A 23,230-nucleotide genomic window follows, 5' to 3' on the forward strand; every position below is an offset into this window, starting at 1 on the left:
GCGTCCTGCTAACCATCATCAATGACCGAGTCATATTCGGACGCGACCACGACGGACGATACCGGGAATCGGTTGCTCAACGACAACACGCTGAAGTGGGTCGGTGTCGCCGTCGCTGGCGTGTTCACCCTCGGTGTCGCGGCGTTTCTCGCGTACATCGTGATCGTGCAGGTCGACTTCGACCTCCTCGTGGAGGTGGTCTACCCACAGTTCACCGATGCGTTCATCACGGTGCTTCGCATCGTCGTCATCAGCAGCGTGCTGTCGGTCATCGCCGGCGTCGCCGTCGGTCTCGGGCGTGTCTCCCAGACGCGGTTCACGCGAGCGATCGCGCGCGGGTACATCGAGTTCTTCCGCGGAACGCCGCTGCTGTTTCAGTTGATGGTCATCTTCCTCGGCGTGCCGACGTTCTGGCCGCCGGGCGCGTTCCCGATCACGAACTTCGCGGTGCCCGCGGCCATCATCGGGCTGACGCTGAACCACGCGGCGTACATCGGCGAGGCGATCCGCGGCGGTATCGAGGCCGTGCCGGACGGTCAGATGGAGGCCGCCCGGTCGCTCGGGCTCTCGTACATCCAGTCGATGCGCGAGGTCGTGCTGCCGCAGGCGTGGCGCAACGCCTTGGCAGCCATCGGTAACGACCAGGTCATCCTCGTGAAGGACACCTCGCTGCTGACCGTGATCGCGGTGCCGGAGCTCATCAGCGCGTTCCGGAACGTCAACAGCAACAACTTCGATGCGTGGACCCCGATCGTCATCGTCGCGGTCGCGTATCTCCTGATCACCATCCCGCTCGGCAAGCTCGTCAGCTATCTCGAAGCGCGCGCCGATCCCGCGAGTGATCGACGATGAGCCGGTCATACGACGCGTCGCTCGTCGAGTTCGAGGGCGTGAACAAGTACTTCGGCGAGGCACACGTGCTGACGGACATCGATCTCGCGATCGACGATCAGGAGGTCTGTGTCGTCGTCGGCCCGAGCGGCAGCGGGAAGTCGACGCTGCTGCGGTGTGCAAACAGGTTGGAGGAGATCCAGTCGGGTGACATTCGACTGGCGGGCGAGTCCATTTCGGCTCCGGGCGCGAACGTCGACCGGCTCCGCCAGCGCATCGGGATGGTGTTCCAGAGCTTCAACCTCTTCCCCCACAAGACCGCGCTCGAAAACGTCACGCTCGGCCCGATGAAGGTGCGCGGACTCTCGAAGGCCGAGGCCACCGATCGCGCCGAGGGACTGCTCGATCGAGTCGGGCTCTCGGCCCAGTCCGACTCCTACCCGAACGCGCTTTCGGGTGGTCAACAACAACGGGTCGCGATCGCCCGTGCGCTCGCGATGGAGCCCGAGGTGATGCTGTTCGACGAGGTGACGAGCGCGCTCGACCCCGAGCTCGTCGGCGAGGTGCTCGAAGTGATGCGGGGCCTCGCCGAGGATGGGATGACGATGATGGTCGTGACCCACCAGATGGGGTTCGCCCGCGAGGTCGGCGACCGCGTCGTCTTGATGTCCGAGGGTCGGATCGTCGAGACCAGCGAGCCGAAACGCTTCTTCTCGGATCCCGACACCGAACGCGGCCAGCAGTTCCTCTCGCGGCTGCTCTGACTACAGCTCGGTGACGACCTCGATCCCCCGCGTTTCGTACTCGTCCATCGCGGCGAGCCGATCGGAAACGTCGTCGAGTCCGACCTCGCGCGTGACGAGGCGGCCGGGGTCGAGAACGTCGCTCTCGACGAGGCGGAGCACCTCGTCGTAGCCCGTCGGCGACAGGCCGCGAACTCCTAAAAAGTCGATCTCTCCCCGGGCGATCGCGTCGGTCGGCAGCGCGATCTCGCCGCGCTCGGCGTCGGTCGTGAGCCCGACCTGGACGTGACGGCCGCGCCGCCGGAGACTCTCGACCGCGTCGCGGCACGTCTCCTGCCGCCCGAGCGCGTCCATCGTGACGTGCGCGCCGCCGTCGGTGAGTGCCGCGATCGCTCCCGGCACGTCGTTCGTTTCTGCTCCGTTGACCGTCTCGGTTGCGCCGATCTCGCTCGCAAGGTCGAGAGTCGCGTTGTCGACGTCGACCGCGACGACCCGTGCGCCGAGCGCGTTCGCGATCTGCACCGCCGAGAGTCCGACGCCGCCACAGCCGAACACCGCGACCCACTCGCCGGCCGCGACGTCGGCGCGGCGGACGAGCGCGTTGAACGCCGTGACGTACCGACAGCCGAGCGCTGCCGCGTCGACCGGCGCGACGCTTTCCCCGAGTGCCGTGAGGTTGTACGCGGCATGGGGGACGTGAACCCGCTCGGCGAACGCGCCTGGTGCAGCGGGCTCGAACCCCAGCGCGCGATCGTCGGGACAGACGTTCCCGTGGCCGGTCACGCACGCCCCGCAGTCACCACACCCGAGATTGAACGGCACCGCGACGCGTTCGCCGCCCTCGAAGGGCGTAACGTGATCGCCGGTTTCGACGATCCGGCCGACGGGTTCGTGACCGAGGATCTGCCCACGAGGAACTTTGTCGTCGGCCCACTCGCCGTGGCCCTGCCACGCGTGCCAGTCGCTCCGGCAGATGCCGCAGGCCTCGACCGCGACCACGGCTCCGTGGTTCTCGACATCGGGCGGCGCGATCGACTCGATCGCGAGCGGTTCGCCGTACTCGCGGAGGACTGCGGCGCGCATGCGCGGCGTTCGTCCCGGACGGTCAAAAGCCTCGCCGACCGTCGCGGGCCAGTTCAGTAGAAGTCCGCGAGACCGGACTGGGAGTCGTCGGCTGCGGAATCGTCGCCAGCGTTCTCGTCCCGGTCGTTCTCGTCTTCTGCATCCGTCGACTCCGCAGCCGTGCCGTCCGTGCTCGACTCGCCATCCGGGTCGTCGCTCGTTTCGGATTCCTCGGTCGTTCGCGTCGCGCCCTCGAACGCGCCCTCGGCGTGTGAGACCGCCTCCTCGTCGCGGCGTTCCGCAGCGTCGGCGACGATCTTCTGTACTTTGTTGGTATCCTTCCCGCTGCCGGTAATGTGGGCGACGTGCTCGGCGTCGAGGTCGTATCTGGCGGCCATCGTCACAGTCAGCTCCCGGTTCGTACAGTGGTGGGTCATCGCCGACAAAAATGGCATGACGTCGTTGCGCGCGCTCGCCATGCTCATCCCGCCGGTTTCGGCGATGTGCTGGGCGACGTAATCGCGCTTCTCGCGCGTGCCCCGCGATCGTCCGAGTTTCGACCAGTAGCTCGGCGGGCCGTACCGCGTCCAGCCACCCTTCGGCTCCCGTCTCGCGGCCGCGACGCCCGCCGTCATCGCGTCGCCGGCGTAGCGCCAGTACGAGTAGTCCTGGGTGGCCCGCACCCGCCCGAGCCAGCGGTCGGCGTTCGCGAGGTTGTCGTAGGCGTCGGCGAGTTCAGGCCCATGAAAGTCCTTCGGGACGTTGTCCTCGATCCAGTTGATGAGGTCGTCGGGGGTCTCGTCGACGTCGTAGGAGGATCGGAGTGCGCTTTCTGCGTCCTCCTCTTTGATGAGCGCGTCGAGGAAATCGAAGATTCCGGTCGTGCGATCGCGGTCGCCGGTGACCACAGCCTCGGCGGTGAGTTTCTCGTTCACCTCCGCGAGCGCCTGGAGGTCGTTGACCGCCCCCCGGAGATCGCCGCTGTTGGCCTCGGCGATCGCCTCCAGGGCGTCGGATTCGTACTCGACGTCCTCCCGGCGGCAGATGTCACGGAGCACAGGGAGGATCGAGCGTGCCCCGACGTCTCGGAACTCGATCGTCTCGCAGGCGTTGCGGAGGGAGTTCGACATGTCGTAGAACTCGTTGGCGATGAGGATCATCGGCTGGCCGGCCTCCTTCACGAGACTCGTGATCGCGCGCGAGCCGCCACGATCGACGTTCCCGTGGAGGTTGTCGGCCTCGTCCATGACGACGAGCCGTCGGCCCGCCCCACCCTCGGTGAGCGTGCCGGATTTGGCGGCCTCGCCCGCGACCCGCTCGACGACCGCCTTCGTGCGCTGGTCGGAGGCGTTGAGCTCGATCGTCGGCCAGTCCATGTCGGCCGCGAGCGCGTGGGCTGCCGAGGTCTTCCCGACGCCTGGCGCGCCGTGGAGAATGACGGCTTCTCCATGTGCGTCCCACGTCTCGGCCCACTCGGCGAGTGCATCTCGGGCTTTGTTGTTGCCACGCACTTCCGAGAGCGTCGACGGACGATACTTCTCGGTCCAATCAACCATTGTCGGCGTTACACGCGAACCGTGGTTAGGTGTTCCGAACGAACTCGAAGTGCGTCGAGAGCGGGATGCGTTCCATCAGTCGAACCGGGTGTTCGGCCGCTCGAACCCGCGCGCGAACGTCTCCTCGTCGATCGTCAGCACCGTCGGCCGGCCATGCGGACACGCAAACGGCTGCTCGCACGCACCGAGGCGTTCGACGAGTCGGGCGGCGTCCTCGCCGGTGAGGGAGTCGCCGGCTTTGAGCGAGGGGTGACACGCGACATCCTTCAAAAGTTCCTCGCGTGGGTTTTCTGGCCCGTCGCCAGCGAGGAACGCGTCGAGCACGTCGTGAACGGCCGACGGTTCCGCGACGCGGCCGAGCGGCGCGGGCAGTCCCGTCGCCCGGTACGCTCCGCTATCGGCTTCGATCCGAAAGCCGAGCGCGTCGAGGGCCTCGGCGTTGGCGTCCACGAGCGCCGCCTCGGCGGCCGTCAGCGAGAGCGACGTCGGCTCGATCGGAACCGAATCGACCCCGTCGTCGAGCGCCTCTCGAAGCCGTTCGAAGTTGATCCGCTCGTGGGCGGCGTGCTGGTCGACCACGAGGAGATCGTCGTCGGCCTCGCACAACAGGTAGAGTCCGCGGAACTGGCCGATGACCCCGATCGCGTCGAACGTCGACTCGCCCGCGGGCTCGCCGAGCGACGAGTCGAGATCGAACGCGATCTCTCCCGTGTGTGCGAGGTCCTGAGTCGCGAGCGCCGCCGAGACGGCCTGCTCGACCACCTCGGCGACTGCATCCGGATCGGCGAACGCGACTTCGTCCTTCGATGGATGGACGTTGACGTCGACCTCCTCCGGTGGCAAAGCGACGTCGACCACGGCGATCGGATACCGGTCGTCGGGCAGCAGACTACCGTACCCCCGCGTCACGGCGTTCCTGACGGTCGTGTCGTCGAGCGCGCGGCCGTTGATCGCGGTGGTGACGTGTGCCGGCGTCGACCGAGTGATGGAGGGATAGACCACGAGCCCGCTCACGCTGACCTCGCTGGACGACTGGTTGTCGCCACCCTCGTCTTCGCCTCCCCGACGGAACACGGTGCTCTGGCCTGCTACCTTGCGATCGTACACGCCGAGCACCGCGTCGGTGTAGCTCGTTGAACCAGGCGTCGAGAGGACAGTTCTATCGTCGTGGGTCAGCGAGAATCGCACGTCGGGATGGGTCAGCGCGTAGTCCGAAACCGTCTCGCTGATCCGGGCGAACTCGCGTTTCGGCGTGGCGAGGGACTTCCGGCGTACCGGCGTGTTGGCGAACAGATCGGTGGCCGAGACCGTGGTGCCGACCGCCCGGCCCGCCGGCCCCGTCGTTTTCTCCTCGCCATCGACGACGACCCGTGTGCCGGCCGCTCCGCTCTCTTCGGCCTTCGTGGTGAGTTCGAGGCGCGCGACCTGCGCGATGCTTGGGAGGGCCTCGCCCCGGAAACCGAGGGTCGCGACGCGCTCGACGTCGTCCACGTCGTGAATCTTGCTCGTGGCGTGGCGCTCGACGGCGAGGCGGGCGTCGGCCTCGGTCATCCCGTGGCCGTCGTCCGCGACCTGGACGAGATCGAGACCTGCGTTCTCGACGGCGATCTCGATGCTGTCAGCGCCGGCGTCGAGCGCGTTCTCCACGAGTTCGGTCACGACGCTCGCAGGCCTGGTGACGACCTCGCCGGCCGCGATGCGTTCGATCGTTACCGTACTGAGTTCAGTGATTCTCGTCATCGAGTCGGCGTTTGAGCCCGTCGAGCCGGACGAGCGCCTCCACGGGCGTCGTCTCGGCGATCCGTAGGCTCCGTAGTTCGGCTACGATCTCGGCGCGGATAGCGGCTTCGTCCCGGTCGGTTTCGGCCGCGGAATCGGCGTCGGCACGGCCGCTGCTGTCGTCCGCTTCACCACCGTGGCCGCCGTCAGCAGGGCCGCCGTCATCGTGGCCATCTCGCTTGTCGTCTCCACTCGGTCGATCCCGGCCGGCGGTCCCCGCCACGAGGTCGCGTGAGCGCTCGACGACCGGATCGGGAACGCCCGCCATCCGTGCGACGTCGACCCCGTAGGATGCCGAGGCGGCCCCCTCGGTCACCGTGTGAAGGAACGTCACCTCGCCGTCGGTTCGATCGGCGGCGAACTGGAGGGTCTGGACGCCGTCGAGCTCCGCGGCAATCTCTGTGAGATCGTGGTAGTGCGTCGCAAATAGCGTGGTCGCACCGATCTCGTCGTGGATGAACTCCGTCACCGCTCTGGCGATCGCTTCGCCGTCGGTGGTGCTGGTCCCCCGACCTACTTCATCGAGGAGGACGAGCGAATCCGCGGTCGCGCCGTGGAGGATGTCGGTGAGTTCGCTCATCTCGCGCATGAACGTCGACTGGCCGCCCGCGATGTCGTCGCTCGCGCCGACTCGTGTGAACACTCGGTCGACGATCGGGAGGCGTACCTCCTGGGCCGGCACGAAACTCCCCATCTGGGCGAGGATCGCGATCAGCGCGATCTGGCGCATGTACGTCGATTTCCCCGCCATGTTCGGCCCGGTCACGATGGCGAACGGTTCCTCGCACAGGTCGGCGTCGTTCGGCACGAACTCGGCGTGGCGTTCGACCACCGGATGCCGGCCGTCGCGGATCGCGATACCGTCGTTGCCGAATTCGGGCCGGGCGTAGTCGTTCTCGACGGCGATGTCCGCGAGCGTACAGAGCACGTCGAGGGTCGCGAGGTGGTCGGCGAGGTGCTGGACGCGGTCGGTTTCGGCGGCGATCTCGTCCCGGATGTCGGTAAAGAGCTGGTGTTCGCGCGAATCGGCGCGCTCGGCCGCACCGAGGATTTCGTCCTCGCGGCGCTCGAGTTCGGGCGTGTAGAACCGTTCCGAATTCTTGAGCGTCTGCCGGCGGGTGTACTCGTCGGGGACGGCATCGAGGTTCGCGTTCGTGACCTCGATGTAGTAGCCGTGGACCTCGGTGTGACCCACCGACAGCGAGTCGATCCCGGTCCGCTCGCGTTCGCGGTCTTCGAGGCTCGCCACCCACTCGCGGCCCTCGCGTGCGGTCGACCGGAGATCGTCGAGATCGTCGTCGAACCCCTGCGCGATGACGCCGCCCTCGGTGATCTCGGCGGGGGGTTCGGCTTGAATCGCGCGACCGATCAGTCCCCGGATGTCGTCGAGCCCGTCGAGTCCTTCTCGACACTCCACGAGCAGATCGGACTCGGCATCCGACAGCACCTCTCGAAGCCGTGGCACGACGTCGAGCGTCGTCTTCAGCGCGCGGAGGTCGCGGGCGTTCGCCCGGCCGCGCGAAACGCGCGCCACGAGTCGCTCGATGTCGTACACTTCCCGCAGGAGTTCGCGGGCCTCCTCGCGGACGAGCGATCCGTGCGTCAACTCCTCGACGGCGTCGAGGCGTGCCTCGATCACCGCCTGATCGAGCAGCGGACGACGGAGCCAGTGGTCGAGTTCCCGTCGCCCGAGCGCACACGTGGTCTCGTCGAGCACCGCCACGAGTGTGTGGTCGTCGCCGCCCGCCCGGTTCTCGAAGACGTCGAGGCTCCGGAGTGCGGTCGCGTCGAGCCCCATGCGCTCGCGCGGATCGTACCTGGTGAGTCTGGTGACGTGGCCGAGTTCGCCCTCGGCGACTTGGGTGTGCTCCGCGTAGTCGAGCAGCGCGCCCGCGGCCCGGATCTCGGCATCGCACTCGAACACCGCCTCCGGGTTCGGTGCGTACGACGTGACGCGCTCGCGAGCGGTCTCGGGCTCGAACGCCGCCGCGTCGTGTGGCGTCACCATGCCGTCGATATCGAAATTCCCGTCCGAAATCTCCGGCGCGAGCACGACCTCCGCGGGAGCAAGCCTGTCGAGCTCGTCCTGAATCGTTCCCTGCGAATCCGAACTCGTGGCGCGGAACTCACCGGTCGAGACATCGACGAACGCGACGGCGTGGGTCGTTCCCGACGGTTCCACATCACCATTTCCGCTCGCTTTCGCGCTGGTTCCGCCATCGGTTTCGGTGGCAGCCGCTTCGTCCGCTGTTGGCTCGGCTGTCGTGTCGTGTGCCCCGCCCGCTGTGTCCGCTGCGTCCGCTCGCGCGAGGCAAGCGACGTAGTTGTTGCCGGGCGCGAGCAGTTCGTCCTCGACGACTGTCCCGGGCGTCACGACGCGGGTGACGGCCCGATCGACGACGCCAGTGGCCTCGTCGGCGTCCTCGATCTGCTCGGCGACTGCGATCCGGTAGCCCGCATCGAGGAGCGTTTCGACGTACGTCGCCGCGTTGTCGATCGGGATGCCCGCCATCGGGTAGGTTCCCGTGCTGTCCTCGCGCTGGGTAAGGGTGATCTCGAGTTCACGCGAAATCGTCTCCGCCGCCCCGCAGAACGCTTCGTAGAAATCGCCCATCTGAAAGAGGAGGAGTGCGTCATCGTACGCTTCGCACAGCTCGACGTACTGCGTCATCATCGGGGTGAGGTCCTCGCGACTCGCCGTCATCCCTTCCGGCGGTCCGAGCGCGGCATCCATACTCGCCCGCGGAACGGCATCGTACAAAGACTTGCGGGTGATCTCGGTGAACGCTTTTGTTCCGGGGATCTCATTTCGAATCATGTTCCCCGAGCGCATCGAAACCGATCGACTGGTACTCGAACGTCTGTGTCACGAGAACATCGATCTCCAGGCGTTCTATCGCATCTGTTCGGACGCTGATGGTAGTGCGGAGATGGACGAGGTCACCCAGTACATGCCGTGGGAGCCCCACACGACGATCAACGAATCGAAAGAGTTCCTCGATGGGGCGGAAAAGCGGTGGAACGAAGACGAGAGCGCGGACTACGCCATTCGTCCTGCCGACGGCGAGGACGGCGCGGGCGAGTTCGCCGGCGTCGGCTCGCTGCATCCCGACTGGGATCGGCGTACCGGCGGCCTCGGGACGTGGCTCCGCAAGCGCTTCTGGGGCCGTGGCTACTCGGGCGAGCGCGCGGCGGCGCTGATGGAACTCGCCTTCGAACGCCTCGATCTCGAAGTGGTCGCGGTCACCCACCACGCCGACAACGAGAAATCCAAACGAGCGATCGAGAAGTACATCGAAGCCCACGGCGGTCGCTGCGATGGTCGTCTGCGGAACTGGGTGCCCTATGGCGACGAGGTGGCCGACGAATATCGCTACACCATCACGCAGGCGGAGTACCGCGAGGCGACCGGGGACTGAGATAGTGGGCTAATCGAGGTCGCGCGCGACGAGATTGCCCCACGGCTCGAACCCCTCGCGTCGATAGACGCTCGCCGCACGGTCGTTTTTCGTTCCGACGTCGAGCGCGATCCGGTCGACGGGGAGATCCTGAGCGCGAGCGCATTCGTACGCCGCCGCGAGGAGATCGTCGGCGAGCCCCGTCCCGCGGGCGGACTCGCGAACGTAGAGTTCGTTCAACACCGCGGCGTCCCAGATCATCGCGAGGTCTTCGGGGAGGACGAAAACGTAGCCCGCGAGCCCGTCCTCGTCGCTCGATTCGGCGACGGTCACACAGTCGGCGTCGCGTTCGACACAGCGATCGACCCATGCGAGGTACCGCTCGCGGTAGTCCTCGGTGAGTTTCCCGTCGTACGTGTCGGCTTTCTCGCCCGCACCCAGCCCGCCGAGTTCGCGCTCGAACGCCGCCTTGCACTCCCAGAGTTCCGCTGCGTCGCGGTCGGGGTCGTACGGTCTGTGGTTCATACGCGGCGTTCGTCGGTCGGGGAGATACGGGTTCCGACAGCGCGGCCGGCACGGCGAGACTGTCGACCGAAACCGTGCTCACCGCCGCTCCCACAGCCGGGCCGCGAGGACGAACACGCTCGTGACGATCAACAGGAGCTGCCAGCCCGACTGAGCCACCGGGAAGACCCGCTCGACGTTTTCCGGTTCGGCTCCCCGCGTGGGGTCGATTCCGGAGTTGATGTGGACCTGCTCGGTGGAGCCACGTGCGGCCTCGGCCTCCCCACCACCGAGTTCGACGAACGTCTGGACGAGTCCACGGTTGTTCGAGAACAGCAGTTCGCCCGAGAGCGCGTAGAACTGGTCGTGGATCGGATAGAAGAGGTTCACGCCACCACCGACGAGATCGAGACCGATGGCCGCGAACGCGACCGCAGCGACGCTCACCCACGCGATTCGCGCACTGCGAGCGTGCCACCGCCTCCGGACGAACGACGTCTCACGAACGCGGGTGTCGTAGTAGAGCAGCGCCGCTATCCCGAGAGGGAGCAGGAGGGTGTGGAGCACGGAGCGGTGGCCGCCCGGGATCAGAAATCCCGCGGAGGCATCGAGATCGGGAACGATCGTCACCGCGAACACGATCGCGACCGCACGGGCGTCGAAGGCGTCGGCGAGCAACCCGGCGGCGAGCAACCCGGCGGCGAGCAGTCCCGCGAGCGCGCAGTGGACGACCGTCGATGGCACGGTCGGGGTTCGGCGCACCGGCGAATAGTCCTTCCGCCGGATTCGCTTCGCTCGCCACACTGGGGGATGGCACAGCAACCGTCCCGGAGCAGTCCACTTCCGTTCGTTCCGTGTTCGGTTCGCCGAGCGGCCGTACTCAGGCGTCCGCGTACCGGATCAGATCGAGTTCGGCCAGCTGTGCCAGGAAGTACGACAGGGTGTCGCCGACGGGTTCGATGCGCTCGTCGGAGACGGTCGCAGCGAGCTCCTCGGCGACCTCCGCAACCGTGGTGTCCCCGTCGCAGTGACACCAGACGACGCTACCGGCCGCATCGAGCTCGAGTTCGCGCTCGGTCGGCGTATCGAACAGGTCGAAGAGGAGCTCGTCGACGCGATTCCGCGGCTGGCGCGGCCGCTGAATCGTCACTTTTCGACTGCCGTCGACGCACTCGCAGTCCCAGTCCTCGGTCGTGCGGATCGGCGTCGCGGTCGGGGAACGCTCGGACACGGTGCTCAGTAGAGCTCCTCGACGTCGCCCGTGTCCTTCGCCCCGCGGAGCGTGCTCGCGGCGATGAACGCGAGGAGTCCCCCGATGGCGACGACCCCGAGCCACAGCGAGAGCTGATCACCGACGCCCACGGGGAACGGGATCGTTCCGCCACTGCCGATACCGAGGATACGGATCGCGCCGACGACGATCCCCATGATCGCCTCGCCGGCGATCAGGCCTGCGGCCACGATACGACCGTTGAGAGTGGCGCGCTCGGTCGCTTCCTCGTCGCCCGTTCGCTCGACGTAGCGGGTGACGAGCGCTTTCAGCACGCCGCCGAGGAAGATCGGCGTCGCCAGGCTGATCGGGAGGTACATCCCGACCGCGAACGGCAGTACTGGAACATCCATCATGATGAGGACGACCGCGAACGTCGCACCGATCAGCACCATCCCCCAGTTCGCGGTCCCGCCGAGGACGCTCTCGGCGATCAGCGCCATCAGCCCGGCCTGCGGTGCGGGCAGGGTCTGGCTCCCGAGACCGTAGGCCTGGTTGAAGAACACGAGGATCCCGCCGGCGAACAGCGCCGACAGCCCGATCCCGATGAGCTGGGCGATCTGCTGTTTCCGCGGCGTCGCACCGAGGAGATAGCCGGTTTTGAGGTCCTGTGAGGTATCGCCGGCGACCGCGGCGGCGATCGCCACGACCGAGCCGGTGGTCAACACGATGACGGGGTCCGAGACACCGGTCGAGCGGAGCACGACCGCGGCGATCAGGATCGTCGCGACGGTCATCCCCGAGACGGGGTTCGACGAGCTCCCGACGACGCCGACGAGATACGACGACACCGCGACGAACAGGAACGCCGCGATCACCGCGATGACCGCGCCCAACAGCCCGACCTGAACCTGTGGCACGACGACGAGCAAGATCGCGACGATGGCTGCGCCGACGACGACGATCGCCATCGGGAGATCGCGGGCGGTGCGTTTGCGGTCGGTGTCGCCGTTGAGGCCCTCGCTGAACTCCGCGCCCGCGAGCCGGACGGCATCGACGATCGTCGAGCGCATCGACGCGATCGCGTACAGCCCGCCGACGATCATCGCGCCCGCCCCGACGTAGCGGACGTAGCTGCTCCAGACCGCGTTCGCCTGCTCGAACAGCGTCCCGCCGGCCGCATCGGGGGGGACCATCCCGCCGGTGACGAGCAGCGGGATCAGCATCATCCACGAGACCAGCCCGCCGCCGAGGATGTACGCCGCGATCCGTGGCCCGATGATGTAGCCGACGCCGACGAGTGCCGGTGTGAAATCCCCGCCGAGCGCGAATCCCCGGGTGTTCGTGACCGTGAACGCACCCTCGATCGTCGTCCGGATCACGCCCCAGATGTCCGCGAGCGCCATGTAGACCGCGCCCACGATGAACCCCAACGAGACGAACCGGACGCCGCGCCCGCCCTGCTCGCCCGCCTGAAGGACGTCCGCGCAGGCGGTCCCCTCGGGATAGGGAAGCTCTTGGTGCTGATCGACGATGAGATAGCGCCGCATCGGGATCATGAACAGCACACCGAGAACCCCGCCGAGCAGCGAAACCGTCGCCGTCGTCACGATGTCGATCGACTCGCCGAGGAAGGCCACGCCCGCCAGCGAGAAGATCACGCCCGCAGTCAGCGACGAGCCGGCCGAGGTCATCGTCTGGACGATGTTGTTCTCGAGGATCGTCCCCTCGATCCCGATGCGTGAGAGGCCGTAAAACAGCCCCATACTGATGACCGCCGCCGGAATGGAGGCGCTGATCGTCAGCCCGGCACGCAGCCCGAGATACGCGTTCGCCGCCATCAGAACGACGTTGAGCATGAGCCCGAGCACGACCGCCTTCACCGTGAGTTCGGTCGTGCTGCTGTCGGCTGGAACGTACGGATCGACACCCGTCGTCTCCGCGGATGTGCCACTCTCCCGTGCCATATAAAACTACGACCGACTACCTTCCGGGATCGGGAAAAGATTGCGCAATCGCTTCGCTTGCGGGCGATTACCGTGTCTCAAAACAACGTCCATCCACCACGATGGCGATAGCTTTTTTTAACTGAACGGAGCGTAGGCTGTATGGCCGAGCCCGGACCGCGTCGCGAGCTCGCCGGGAAGATCGCTGGCGACGTGGTGCTGAGCGACGATCCTGGGGCGACGATCCGCAAATGGCGAACGGATTTCGACGTCTCCCAGACCGCGCTCGCCGACCAGCTCGACGTCTCGGCGTCGGTGGTCTCGGACTACGAGAGCGGTCGGCGACAGAGTCCGGGGATCAACATCGTTCGTCGGCTCATCGAGGCGCTGCTCGACATCGACGAGGCCCGCGGCGGCGAGCATCTCCGCCAGTACGCCCGCGTTCTCTCGGCGGGGTTCGAGGGCGACATCGTCCGCGATCTCCGGGAGTATCCCACTGCAGTCGGACTGGAACGGTTCTACCGCACGATCGGCGCGACCGAAGTCGTCGCGGGCACCCACGACACCGTCGCGGGCCACACCGTGATCGACTCGATCGAGGCGATCACTCGACTCTCCTCCGAGGAGTTCTACCGGCTCTACGGCCAGAGCACGAATCGCGCGCTGGTGTTCACCGGCGTCACGCGGGGCGAGTCGCCGCTGGTCGCGCTTCGGGTCGTGACCCCGACCCCGAACGCGGTCGTGCTCCACGGGCTCGGTACGGAGGATCTCTGGGAGCACGCCCCCGCGCTCGCCCGCGCCGACGGCTTCTCGCTCGCGGTGTGTGACGGCGACCTCGACGGGATGCTCGATACGCTCGCGGAGTTTCCGTAACTATCGGGAGTAGCGGAACTGTGTTGATTCCTTATATAATATATTGATGGGTTGTCGGAGTTGATATGTGAGATAAATATAACCCTCCTGCATACCGCTCGTGTTCATTGGGGCTCCGATATGCAAAATCTGGAAAGTAATTCTCGCCGCACACTGTGGTGAATCGATCCGGAACGGTATCTGTTTGAGGATTGGTAGGGTGAACCCGATCTCAGGAACCATCCATCTCCGTAGCTGAATTGATCTCGATACCCGCATCTCTGAACACTGGAAGGATGCGTTTCAATGGTTCTTCATCAGCTAACCACGGTGCTGACAAGGAAACGTTGCGAGCCTTTCGCTCCCCACCTTTCTCATACGCGATAGCAAGAGTCGGCCGACGAATTCTCCCGCTCTTTTGGTAAACAACCATCTCAACTGATTCTCGTGGGATAGTTTTCTCCGTGGTGATGTGTGGCCTGAAGACGTTATTGATCACAAACCCGATCCCAAACCAAAGTGCTAGTCCCACCGCACCCAGAACTATCCCTGGTCGTATGATCGGGTCATTGAGGATAACACCTAGCCCGCCAATGACGACGGCGACTATCCAGGCCCCCGTGATGATTTTGCTCTGCTGATAGCACCGTTTCACCGCTTTCCGGAACGATTTGTCGATATGTATGGATTCATCCGTAATCACGAGGTGTCCACCGGCAACTGGTAATCGTTCCATTATCGGACATACCGACCGGCAGTTGAAAAACCTACCAGAAGGCGAAATCAAACAATAGACAGGCGATACCAAGGTGACGATAGCAGTAGTTTCGACACCGTCACGGACAGTTCACCCAGCTATTTCTGCCGACAGTGAGAACGAAGAACGATCGATGCCCACCGAGAAGACGAAGATGCTGGACGGCGAGCCCTACGACGCGAGCGATCCCGAACTCGTGGCCGAACGCGAGCACGCACGAACACTCACCCGACAGTACAACGCAACCGACGAGACCGACCACGAACGGCGAAACGAGCTCCTCGACGAACTCCTCGGCTCTGTGGGCGAGGACTGCCACGTGGAACCACCCTTTCGGTGTGATTACGGCGACAACATCCACGTCGGCGAGAACTTCTACGCGAACGTCGACTGCGTGGTGCTCGACGTCTGTCGCGTCGAGATCGGTCACAACTGCCTGCTCGGGCCGGGCGTTCACGTCTACACCGCAACCCACCCGATCGACGCCGCCGAGCGAGCCGAGGGACTGGAATCCGGCGAGCCGGTCACGATCGGCGACGACGTCTGGATCGGCGGACGCGCGGTGATCGATCCCGGCGTCACGGTCGGCGACGGTGCAGTGGTCGGCTCCGGTGCAGTCGTCACCGAGGACGTTCCCGCCGGTGTTGTGGTCAAAGGGAACCCAGCGGAAATCGTGACAGAACTCGACTGACCCGGCGGCAGTTCGACGTCTGGCCGTTCGTCGGCGCGAGACAGGATCGCTACTCGACGTAGCGGTAGGTTCGCTCGTTCATCGGTCCCTGGCCGTCGCGGACGAACTCGCCGCTGGGTGTCGTGAGCGCGTCGAACTCGTCGTCCTTCGCGTGGTTGTGGGCGTCGTGGATCTCCTCGTACTCCTCGAAGGAGATGTCGCGCCGGTCGTCGAGCTGGTCGTCGATGTCGAGCGCGTCGAGCTCTGTCTCCCACTCCTCTTGGACGGTCTCGGTGTGGATCTCGGCCTGCGCGCCGCTGCCGTACGATCCCACGAGAAGGCGCTCGCCCGTGGCGTCGATCCCGTCCTCTCGGGCGCGACGGAGCGCGCTCAGGCGGGCGACGTGGACCGAGCCAGTGTACCAGTTGCCGACGTGGCGCGCGATGTCGAGCGTCGGCTCGATCGCTTGATCGTACCACTCGCCGTACTGCTCGGTTTCCTTGAGCGCGTCCATGTACTCGCGGACTGCGTCGCGGTAGCCCGATTCGTCGTCGAACTCGTCGGGAAGGGGCTGGCGGCCGATCGCGGGTTCGAGGTCGTCCTCGATCGCGGTGCCGCGGGTCATGTGGCGGTAGCCGAGCAGCGCGGCCTTCCGGACCATCCCCGGGAACGGGGTGTGGAAGGGGACGTACCGGAACTCCTCGGAGTAGACCCGGCCCGCGACCGACTCGTAGTCCTCCAGGGCCTCGCGCATCCGCGCGAGGTAGACCTGTACCGAACGTTTGCCGTCGACGCTGGGGAACTGCTGGTTCGGCTTGAGGAAATCGGTCTCGTCGGCGCTGCCGAACCCCTGCTCTTGGCTGAGCGCAACGAGATCCGGGTCCTCGCTGATGAGCATGGCGACCGCACCCGCACCCTGGGTTGCCTCGCCGGCGTCGCCGCGAGCGTAGAGCGCGGTGTCGGTGGCGATCACCAGCGCCGCCCGACCCCGGTTCCGATCGGCGCGGATCCAGTTGTAGGCGTCGTCGAGGCTCTGGGTGCCCGAGATGCACGCGAACTTCCGCTCGCCCTTGTTGGCGTGGTGGAAATCGCCCTCGTACACCGCTTCGAGACAGCCCGCGATATAGGTCGAAACGGGTTTGGAGTTGTCGAACGCGCTTTCGGTGGCGACGTCGATCCGGCCGATGTCGTCGGGTTCGAGCCCCTTGCGCTCCATCAGCCGGTGGGCGGCGTTCGCGCCCATCGTGACGATGTCCTCGTGGACGTCGGGGAACGAGCTCGCGTGGAGCCCGAGGCCTTTGGTGTACTTTCCGGGGTCTTCGTCCATCGCTGGCGCGAACGTCTCCGCGAGGTCGAGCCGGAGCTTGCCCGCGTGGATCTCCATTGCGTCGATACCGACGGTCATGTCCCCCGACTGGGAGGGGTGTCTATATGGATTTGTCGACTCTAGAATCGACGATCGTCGACAATTGAAAGATAAACCGACCGAAATCGGCTCGGCCGTCGTGGTTCACCGCTCTGTCTCTTCTTGTAGATGTCTGTCGAACCAGACGTCGAGCATACTGACCAGCACTGCGGCGAAGCCGGTCTCGGCGCTCCAGATCGCGGCCTCGTGATCCTCCAGGTCCGGACCGCCGTGGACGCTGAGCAAGAGCGTGTCCGCGTCCACGACGAGGACGCGCCCGCTGCGCTGGTCTTCGGGCGCGTCGGGCGCTGCCCGCACCGTCACGTCCGCGGTGTCGACGAACCGTTCGCGAACTACCTCGTTCGCGCTCACCGCCGTCACGTCGACGCCGCGATCGGCCGCCGCGCCCAGCGCGTCGAGAACGCCGTCGTCGAGCATCGAGGGAGCACGGATGCCGTGCACCACGCGATCATCGGCTCCCGCGACGAGCTGTTTCACTCGATCGGCGATGGTGTCCCGGCCGCGCACCGTCCAGATGTCTTCTTGGGTTTCGGCCTCGGCGGTGCGCTCGCTCCGTGCGGTCTCGATGTACTCGAACGCCCGCTCCTCCTCGCGTTCGAGGCGCTCTCTGAGTCGAGTGCGTGCCTCCTCGATCCCGACCGCGCGGTACTGGATCGGGTTCGACTGCTGGATGTCGATGAGACCACGCTCGGCGAGGTCCTCGGCCGCTCCGTAGACCTGCGAGCGCGGCACCTCGGTGAGCTGGGCGACGTCCCGAACGGTTCCAGAGTCGACTCGCTGGAGCGCGATGAACACCTGGGCCTCGTAGTTCGAGAGGCCGAGGCGTTGGAGCGCCGCAACCGCGTCGTCGTGGTCGGTCACGCGAACCGCCCCCAGACCACGATCACCGATGGCGTGACCAGGATCGAAGCGACGTACGCGAAGAAGATGGTCAGCGCGAGCACCAGCCCGAACTGGCCGAGGATCGGTGTGATCGCCAGCGCGAGCACCCCGATCCCGGTCGTGGTGGTGAGCATGCTTCCCGTGAGCGCGCCGCCGGTCCCGCGAACGGTCTCTTCGAGCGCGGGAAGGACTTCCTCGTCGTACTCGTGGTACTCGTCGGCGAAGCGGTGGACGAAGTGTGCGGAGTAGTCGATCCCGAGCCCGATCGCGATCGAGAGGATCGTCGCCGTCAGCGCGTTGAGCGGGATCCCGAACAGCCGCATCGATCCCGCGAGCAGCGCGACCGAGACGAGGATCGGTGCGAGATTGACGAGGCCGAGCGACGGTCGGCCCTCGATGACGTAGTAGATGAGCACCAGGAAGATCGCCGTGACGACGAACGCCGCGATGAGGCTCTGGATCGCCGACGTGAGGATCGTCCCGGAGACTGCTTCAGTCACGATGGTCTGACCGGTCGCGGTCGCGGTAAAGCGGTACCGATCCGCGAGGTCGCGTGCATCGTTCGCGATCTCGTCATTAGCGGCGTCCGACTCGGTCGAGTAGACCACCTGTGTGCTCCGGTAGTCCTCGGTGATGTACTGGAGCGCTTGCGCTCGATAGGGCGAGTCGAGCAGCGCGTCGTAGATCGTGCCGAGGTTGTCGTCGGGTACGCCGTCGTCGTCGACGTCGTTCCGTTCGACCAGCTGTGCGAACTCGGGTGACTGCTCTGCGTACGTGTCGATCACGCCGATGATGCTCTCGGCGTCGGCCTCACGACCGCTTGCCACGATCGCGTCGGGCGGGTCCTGATTCGCGCGTTGGATCGCTTCCAAACTGTGGTCCTCGCGTAACGGCCCCTCGGCATACACCGTCACCGAACTCCCTTGGGTAGTGCTGAACCGGTCTTCGAGGAAGTTCGTCGTATCGGTCACGGTGTACTCGCCGGGCGCGAACGGCTCGGGCAGCCCCTCGACGTAGTCGGGAATCTCCTCCGGCGGGAGGAAGTCGTCCTGGGAGAAGGAGGTGTCGACGCCGGTGGCGTAGAAGCCCGAGGCCACCGAGACGAGCAGCGTCACGACCAGCAGCGCGTAGGGCGCGCGCTTTGCGGCCCCGACACCGACCAGCAGCGCACGTCCCAGCAGCGACCCTTCCGACCCGAGCGGCGAGAGACCGAACTCCGGGATGCCGTACTTCGCCCGGAGCTGGTCGGCCCACACCTTCGCCGCCGGTAGGAAGATCCCGAATATCAGGAACGTGAACACGATCCCGACCGCAGCGATCAGCCCGAACTGCCGGATCGGCTGGAGATCGCTGATGCCGTTCGCGGCGAACCCCACCACGGTGGTGCCGGTGACGATGAAAAAGGCCACCAGCAGCTGATCGGTCGCGGTCCGCATCGACTGCTTGACGTCGATCCCCTGGACGCGCTCCTCGCGATACCGGTTGATCGCGTGGATGCCGAAGTCGATCCCGACTGCGAGCAGGAGTGGCGGCACCGCGATGAGCATCTGGGAGAACGGCAGCCCGGCGAGGCCGGTGAACCCGAACGTCCAGATGATCGCCATCACGAGCGAGAGCACCCCCAGTAAGAGATCGATCGGGTCGCGGTAGGCGAACACCAGGAAGACCAGAATCAGCAGGGCGGCCGCGGGGACCACGATGATCAGCGAGTCGAAGATGATGCTGGTGAACTCGTCGGCGACGAGGCCGCTGCCGAACACCCGGATGTCGCTGTCGACGCTCCCGACGACGTCCTGCGAGCGCGTCTGGATCGGCGTCAGTGGGCTCTCGCCGCCCGTGCCCGCTGCCGACGACGAGACGCCGCCGAGAACGTCGTGCTGGACGGTCCCGATGGTTGCGGAGGCCGACGCCGACTTTCGGTTGAAGTCGTTGCTCACGAGGCCGGTGAAACCGGGCCCTTCGGCCGCGGTCCGTATCGCGGCCTCGATCTCGCCGGTGGTCGCGCCCTCGATCGCGTCGATCTGTGCGCTCGGCGTCGTGGCCCGCGGGTCGATGGTCTGGGCGACGACGCTCGCGGCGCTCGACGACCCTACTACCCGCAGTTCCTCGTGCTCGGTGAGGCGCTGTTGGGATTCGAGCATCGCCAACAGCTCGTCTTTGGCGAGTACGTTCGATCCCGATTGGATGAGCTGTGTGCTGCCGTTGCTCTCCTCGAACGTCGCCGAGAACTCCTGGTCGATATCGTCGAGCGCGGCCTGTGCGGGGCTGTCCTGGGTGAACTGGCTGGTGCCGGCGTCGGTCGAGATATTGGCGAGTCCGGCCCCGAAGACGACCGTGAGGAGCACGAACGCGATGATCACCGTGCGCGGTCGCTCGGTGATCCACTCGTCGATCCGATCGATGTAGCGCTGGTAGTCCACCATCAGTCCCGGCTCACCGCCGTGACCAGACCCAGCCGACCCCGAGCACGACGAGCAGCGCAACGAGGCCGACCGTCAGCCCGAGCGAGGAGAGGATCCCACCGCTTTCCGACGCGGTGGTCTCGACCGGCACCTCGTAGGTGTCTGAGAGCGTGGACTCGCCGTCCGCCGTATCGTACTGGAAGTCGACCGACAGCGGGTACTGACCCTCGCTCGCGTCACCGCCCGCGCTCACGTCGAAGGCGATCTGTTTCGTCTCGCCCGGACCGAGTCGCGAGATGTACGCCTCGTCACTCCCGAGCGAGAGCGGGGCGTCGACGAACGCCTTGGCGTTGGCGTTGCGGACCACGCTATCGCGGTTGTTGGTCACGTTGAGTGTCACCGTTTCCGAGGAGCCCGCACCGACGCTCGCGTTCGCGGGCTCGATCGTGAACTCGTCGCGCTGTGGCTCGATCGGCACCTGCGTGTCGAGCGTGCCGCTTCGGCGTGGATCGCCGTTCCGATTGTCGTACTCCACGACGAACGAGAACTGGCGCTGGCCCGCCTCGGCGCTGTCCGTTACCTCGACCGGGAACGAGACGTTCGCCGTCTCGCCGGCCGGCAGATTGCCGATCGCGAACTCGGTCTCCTGAGCGTTCAGGTTCTGTCCCTGGGTCGCGAGTTGTACGACCGCGTTCTGCACGTCCTGTGGCCCCTCGTTCGTGATCTGTGCGGTGACGTTGCCCTCGTCACCCACCCGGAGCGTGCTACTGGCGTTGTCGAGATCGAACGCCTGTTCGGGCTGTGGCGTGACGCCGACCGTGAACGGCCCGCCGCGGGCCGCGTCGCCGTCACCGTCGCTGTAGGACACCGACGCCTGGAACGGGTAGCTCTGCACGTCGGTCGTGTTGCTCGCGGTGGCGTTGAACGTGATCGTCCGCTGTGCGCCCGCCGGCCAGTCGCCGACGAACTGGGTCGCGTTCGCGGTTCGGCCGAAGGTGATGTCGCCGGTGAGCGACTGGAGCGAGACGGTCGCCTCGGAGGCGTTCGCACCCGTGTTTTCGAGCGTCACCGAGATCGGTCCCTCGTCGCCGACCTGCACACTCGAACTCGTCTCGACCACGTTGAAGTCGTCGGTGGATTCGCCGGGCGTGACGCCGAACGCCAGCGGGCCGGCCCGTCCCTGATCCCCGTCGCTATCGTCGTACGTTATCGAGGTCTGGAGCGGATAGGTCGCGCCGGTCGCACCCTCGGCGGCGCGCACGTCGTACTCGAAGGTCCGGGTGTCGCCCGTGTCCCAGTCCTCGACGTACCGAGTGGCGTTCGCCGACTGGCCGAACAGGATGCCACCGGAGAGTGACTGCGTCGAAACCGTGGCGTCGGTGACGTTCCTGCCGGTGTTGGTGAGCGTGACCGAGAGCGTTCCCTCCTCACCCGCTTCCACCGCGGGATCGACGGATTCGATCTCGAAGTCGTCGCTCTCCTCGCCGATCTCGACCCGCGCGTTGAGGGTCGCACTCCGCATCGGGTTCCCGTCATCGTCGTAGTACTGCACCGTGAGCGGAAGCTGGCGCAGTCCCGATTCGGCTTCGCTGTCGACGACCACGGGGAGTTCGAACCCTTCGGACTCGTCGGGATCGAGGTTCCCGAGCACGACCTGGGTCTGTCGGGGGATCACGTCGCGGCTGGCGTTCGGGCCGACCGTGAGCACCGCATCGGTCGCGGTCTCGGGGCCGTCGTTCGTGATCGTGCCCGTGATCGTACCGCTGTCGCCGACCGAGAGATCACCGTCGACGCTGCCGAGCGAGAACGACTGCTCGCCCGCGGGCGTGACGCCGAACGTCAGCGGCGCGGACTGGGCCGCGTTGCCGTCGTCGTCCTCGTAGGAGACCGTCGTCCGAACCGGGTACTCCGCCGTATCGGCCGACGGCGTGGCCTGCATCGTCACCTCGATGGTTCTGGTCTCGCCCTCGTCCCACTCGCCGACGAATCGACTGGTGGTCGGTGACTGGCCGAACAGGAGGTCGCCACTCGGCGACTGGAAGTCGACGACCGCATCGGTCGCGTCCTCGCCGGTGTTTTCGATGGTGACCGCAACGGTGCCGCTGCCGCCGACCGCCACGCTGTCGTCGACGCCGGTGACGTCGAATTCGGCGTCGGGCGAGGCGGTCTGCGCGCCGCCGCTACCGCCCTGTGCGCCGGCCGTCTGTGCGCCACTGCCCGCCTGCGCACCTGCTCCAGCCTGTCCACCGGCTTGCGATCCGCCCGCTTGGCCGCCGGCTCCGGCCGGTGCTGCACCACTCGGTGCTCCGCCGGCTTGTGCACCGCCAGCCTGTGCGCCACCGGCCGGCGCTGCACCACTTGGCGCGCTACCTGACTGCGCGCCGCCCGCTTGTGATCCGCCCGCCTGTGCGCTACCGGCTTGTGCGCCACCGGAACGTCCCGCGCCCGCTTGGGCCCCGCTGGCTCCTTGGCTGCCGGCCGTCGATGCCGTTCGAGCGGATGCACTGTCCGTTCCGCCGGCCGCCCCTCCGGTGCGCTGGCTCTGGGCTCCCGCCGCCTCGGTCGACTGTGATCCCGATTGTCCGGAGGATTGAGTAGCTTCGCCATCGCCTCCCGACTGATCGCCAGCCGCTGTCGTCGTGGTTGTTTCCGTCGTTGTTTCGGACTGTGTCGTGGATTCTGTAGTCGTCGTCTCGGTCGCTGTCGTCGTCGTGGTTGCCGTCTCCGTGGCCGCCGATTCTTCCTCCGTCGTTGTGGTTTCGGAGGCCGTCGTGGTTTCGCTCGTTCCGTTGGAACTGTTGCCACTCTCGTTTTCCGACTCCGACGAGTTGTCCGTCGACGAGTTCATGATAGCGTCCATGTCGACCGACCCGTTGTCCTCGGCCGGGTGCTCGGTGGTTGTCGGCGCGGACTCGGTGGGCGTCGCGTTGGTCTCGTTGTTCGAAGTGGGCGCGTCGTTGCTGACGACGCCGGCGACGCTCCCCTGGATCACGAGCAATCCGACGAGGAGGGTGAACACTGTCGAGCGATTCATCGGAGTCTCCATTGCTGGACGGTGGGAGACGCGGTGTTTACTGGCATCTGTGGTCTGGTGAGGTCGAAATCGCGTATCGGCTGATCCCTGCGGCAGGCTTGTATTACTTTGCTACTAACAGGGTGGAGTGATAACGACTTCGGTGTCGGAAGGCCCTCGACCACACCGCTGCCGTTCG

The 23,230-nt window shown here is 66.2% G+C and carries 18 protein-coding genes; 5 read left to right on the forward strand and 13 right to left on the reverse strand.

Annotated elements, in window-relative coordinates:
* The first annotated feature begins 21 nt into the window (after positions 1-21).
* Entirely contained in the window at positions 22-852 is an 831-nt protein-coding gene (locus PHA81_RS10785; RefSeq protein ID WP_273836776.1) for an amino acid ABC transporter permease, read from the forward strand.
* Positions 849-1,595 carry an amino acid ABC transporter ATP-binding protein gene (locus tag PHA81_RS10790; RefSeq protein ID WP_273836777.1) on the forward strand — a complete coding sequence of 249 codons (747 nt, stop codon included), beginning with the start codon at positions 849-851 and terminating at the stop codon, positions 1,593-1,595. Before PHA81_RS10785 ends, PHA81_RS10790 begins: the two co-directional genes overlap by 4 nt.
* Here the strand turns inward: PHA81_RS10790 and PHA81_RS10795 are convergent, their stop codons facing one another.
* The 4 genes from PHA81_RS10795 to mutS all read right to left on the reverse strand — a co-directional run bounded on the left by PHA81_RS10795 (position 1,596) and on the right by mutS (position 8,705).
* Positions 1,596-2,657: a zinc-dependent alcohol dehydrogenase family protein gene (locus tag PHA81_RS10795; protein ID WP_273836778.1), complete on the reverse strand. Its 1,062-nt coding sequence runs from the start codon at positions 2,655-2,657 to the stop codon at positions 1,596-1,598.
* Positions 2,658-2,710: 53 nt separating this feature from the next.
* Positions 2,711-4,192, reverse strand: a complete 1,482-nt coding sequence (locus PHA81_RS10800; protein ID WP_273836779.1) for a replication factor C large subunit — start codon at positions 4,190-4,192, stop codon at positions 2,711-2,713.
* A 75-nt stretch (positions 4,193-4,267) separates the two neighbouring features.
* Positions 4,268-5,932: a DNA mismatch repair endonuclease MutL gene (gene mutL, locus PHA81_RS10805; RefSeq protein ID WP_273836780.1), complete on the reverse strand. Its 1,665-nt coding sequence runs from the start codon at positions 5,930-5,932 to the stop codon at positions 4,268-4,270.
* On the reverse strand, positions 5,916-8,705 hold the full coding sequence (mutS, locus tag PHA81_RS10810; protein WP_273836781.1) for a DNA mismatch repair protein MutS: 2,790 nt from the start codon (positions 8,703-8,705) through the stop codon (positions 5,916-5,918). Before mutS ends, mutL begins: the two co-directional genes overlap by 17 nt.
* An 82-nt stretch (positions 8,706-8,787) precedes the next feature.
* Between mutS and PHA81_RS10815 the strand changes: the two genes are divergently transcribed.
* A complete protein-coding gene (locus tag PHA81_RS10815) occupies positions 8,788-9,390 on the forward strand; it encodes a GNAT family N-acetyltransferase (RefSeq protein ID WP_273836782.1) in 603 nt (200 codons plus the stop codon).
* Positions 9,391-9,399: 9 nt separating this feature from the next.
* On the opposite strand, the gene PHA81_RS10820 is transcribed toward PHA81_RS10815, so the two are convergent.
* The 4 genes from PHA81_RS10820 to PHA81_RS10835 all read right to left on the reverse strand — a co-directional run bounded on the left by PHA81_RS10820 (position 9,400) and on the right by PHA81_RS10835 (position 13,050).
* The gene (locus tag PHA81_RS10820) at positions 9,400-9,894 is read right to left on the reverse strand and encodes a GNAT family N-acetyltransferase (protein WP_005043806.1); all 495 of its coding nucleotides are present in this window, start codon (positions 9,892-9,894) and stop codon (positions 9,400-9,402) included.
* 78 nt (positions 9,895-9,972) lie between these two features.
* On the reverse strand, positions 9,973-10,617 hold the full coding sequence (locus tag PHA81_RS10825) for a metal-dependent hydrolase (protein ID WP_273836783.1): 645 nt from the start codon (positions 10,615-10,617) through the stop codon (positions 9,973-9,975).
* A gap of 136 nt (positions 10,618-10,753) precedes the next feature.
* Positions 10,754-11,104, reverse strand: coding sequence for a PqqD family protein (locus PHA81_RS10830; RefSeq protein ID WP_273836784.1), 351 nt, complete (start codon positions 11,102-11,104; stop codon positions 10,754-10,756).
* 5 nt (positions 11,105-11,109) lie between these two features.
* On the reverse strand, positions 11,110-13,050 hold the full coding sequence (locus tag PHA81_RS10835; RefSeq protein WP_273836785.1) for an oligopeptide transporter, OPT family: 1,941 nt from the start codon (positions 13,048-13,050) through the stop codon (positions 11,110-11,112).
* A 141-nt stretch (positions 13,051-13,191) separates the two neighbouring features.
* On the opposite strand from PHA81_RS10835, the gene PHA81_RS10840 reads away from it, so the two are divergent.
* On the forward strand, positions 13,192-13,902 hold the full coding sequence (locus PHA81_RS10840) for a helix-turn-helix domain-containing protein (RefSeq protein ID WP_273836786.1): 711 nt from the start codon (positions 13,192-13,194) through the stop codon (positions 13,900-13,902).
* Positions 13,903-14,113: 211 nt separating this feature from the next.
* Here the strand turns inward: PHA81_RS10840 and PHA81_RS10845 are convergent, their stop codons facing one another.
* On the reverse strand, positions 14,114-14,617 hold the full coding sequence (locus PHA81_RS10845; RefSeq protein WP_273836787.1) for a hypothetical protein: 504 nt from the start codon (positions 14,615-14,617) through the stop codon (positions 14,114-14,116).
* Between the two features lie 154 nt (positions 14,618-14,771).
* Between PHA81_RS10845 and PHA81_RS10850 the strand changes: the two genes are divergently transcribed.
* Positions 14,772-15,329: a sugar O-acetyltransferase gene (locus PHA81_RS10850; protein WP_273836788.1), complete on the forward strand. Its 558-nt coding sequence runs from the start codon at positions 14,772-14,774 to the stop codon at positions 15,327-15,329.
* A 49-nt stretch (positions 15,330-15,378) separates the two neighbouring features.
* Here the strand turns inward: PHA81_RS10850 and hmgB are convergent, their stop codons facing one another.
* From hmgB to PHA81_RS10870, 4 genes are all read right to left on the reverse strand, one after another.
* Positions 15,379-16,713 (reverse strand): hydroxymethylglutaryl-CoA synthase, encoded by a 1,335-nt coding sequence (gene hmgB, locus PHA81_RS10855; RefSeq protein WP_273836789.1) that lies wholly within the window; start codon positions 16,711-16,713, stop codon positions 15,379-15,381.
* 105 nt (positions 16,714-16,818) lie between these two features.
* Positions 16,819-17,595, reverse strand: a complete 777-nt coding sequence (locus PHA81_RS10860) for a helix-turn-helix domain-containing protein (protein WP_273836790.1) — start codon at positions 17,593-17,595, stop codon at positions 16,819-16,821.
* Positions 17,592-20,039 carry an MMPL family transporter gene (locus PHA81_RS10865; protein WP_005043830.1) on the reverse strand — a complete coding sequence of 816 codons (2,448 nt, stop codon included), beginning with the start codon at positions 20,037-20,039 and terminating at the stop codon, positions 17,592-17,594. The genes PHA81_RS10860 and PHA81_RS10865 overlap by 4 nt, the downstream gene beginning before the upstream one ends.
* 10 nt (positions 20,040-20,049) lie before the next feature.
* Positions 20,050-23,052, reverse strand: coding sequence for a hypothetical protein (locus PHA81_RS10870; protein ID WP_273836791.1), 3,003 nt, complete (start codon positions 23,050-23,052; stop codon positions 20,050-20,052).
* Positions 23,053-23,230: the final 178 nt, after the last annotated feature.

The organism is Halococcus sp. PRR34 (assembly GCF_028617175.1).
In the GTDB taxonomy this organism is placed as follows: Archaea; Halobacteriota; Halobacteria; order Halobacteriales; family Halococcaceae; genus Halococcus; species Halococcus salifodinae.

What these genes read in the sequence shown, in the direction of transcription:
- PHA81_RS10785 (WP_273836776.1), top strand. Translation starts at nt 22, where the DNA reads ATGACCGAGTCATATTCGGACGCGACCACGACGGACGATACCGGGAAT.
- PHA81_RS10790 (WP_273836777.1), top strand. Translation starts at nt 849, where the DNA reads ATGAGCCGGTCATACGACGCGTCGCTCGTCGAGTTCGAGGGCGTGAAC.
- PHA81_RS10795 (WP_273836778.1), bottom strand. Translation starts at nt 2,657, where the DNA reads ATGCGCGCCGCAGTCCTCCGCGAGTACGGCGAACCGCTCGCGATCGAG.
- PHA81_RS10800 (WP_273836779.1), bottom strand. Translation starts at nt 4,192, where the DNA reads ATGGTTGATTGGACCGAGAAGTATCGTCCGTCGACGCTCTCGGAAGTG.
- mutL (WP_273836780.1), bottom strand. Translation starts at nt 5,932, where the DNA reads ATGACGAGAATCACTGAACTCAGTACGGTAACGATCGAACGCATCGCG.
- mutS (WP_273836781.1), bottom strand. Translation starts at nt 8,705, where the DNA reads ATGGATGCCGCGCTCGGACCGCCGGAAGGGATGACGGCGAGTCGCGAG.
- PHA81_RS10815 (WP_273836782.1), top strand. Translation starts at nt 8,788, where the DNA reads ATGTTCCCCGAGCGCATCGAAACCGATCGACTGGTACTCGAACGTCTG.
- PHA81_RS10820 (WP_005043806.1), bottom strand. Translation starts at nt 9,894, where the DNA reads ATGAACCACAGACCGTACGACCCCGACCGCGACGCAGCGGAACTCTGG.
- PHA81_RS10835 (WP_273836785.1), bottom strand. Translation starts at nt 13,050, where the DNA reads ATGGCACGGGAGAGTGGCACATCCGCGGAGACGACGGGTGTCGATCCG.
- PHA81_RS10840 (WP_273836786.1), top strand. Translation starts at nt 13,192, where the DNA reads ATGGCCGAGCCCGGACCGCGTCGCGAGCTCGCCGGGAAGATCGCTGGC.
- PHA81_RS10845 (WP_273836787.1), bottom strand. Translation starts at nt 14,617, where the DNA reads ATGGAACGATTACCAGTTGCCGGTGGACACCTCGTGATTACGGATGAA.
- PHA81_RS10850 (WP_273836788.1), top strand. Translation starts at nt 14,772, where the DNA reads ATGCCCACCGAGAAGACGAAGATGCTGGACGGCGAGCCCTACGACGCG.
- hmgB (WP_273836789.1), bottom strand. Translation starts at nt 16,713, where the DNA reads ATGACCGTCGGTATCGACGCAATGGAGATCCACGCGGGCAAGCTCCGG.
- PHA81_RS10865 (WP_005043830.1), bottom strand. Translation starts at nt 20,039, where the DNA reads ATGGTGGACTACCAGCGCTACATCGATCGGATCGACGAGTGGATCACC.
- PHA81_RS10870 (WP_273836791.1), bottom strand. Translation starts at nt 23,052, where the DNA reads ATGAATCGCTCGACAGTGTTCACCCTCCTCGTCGGATTGCTCGTGATC.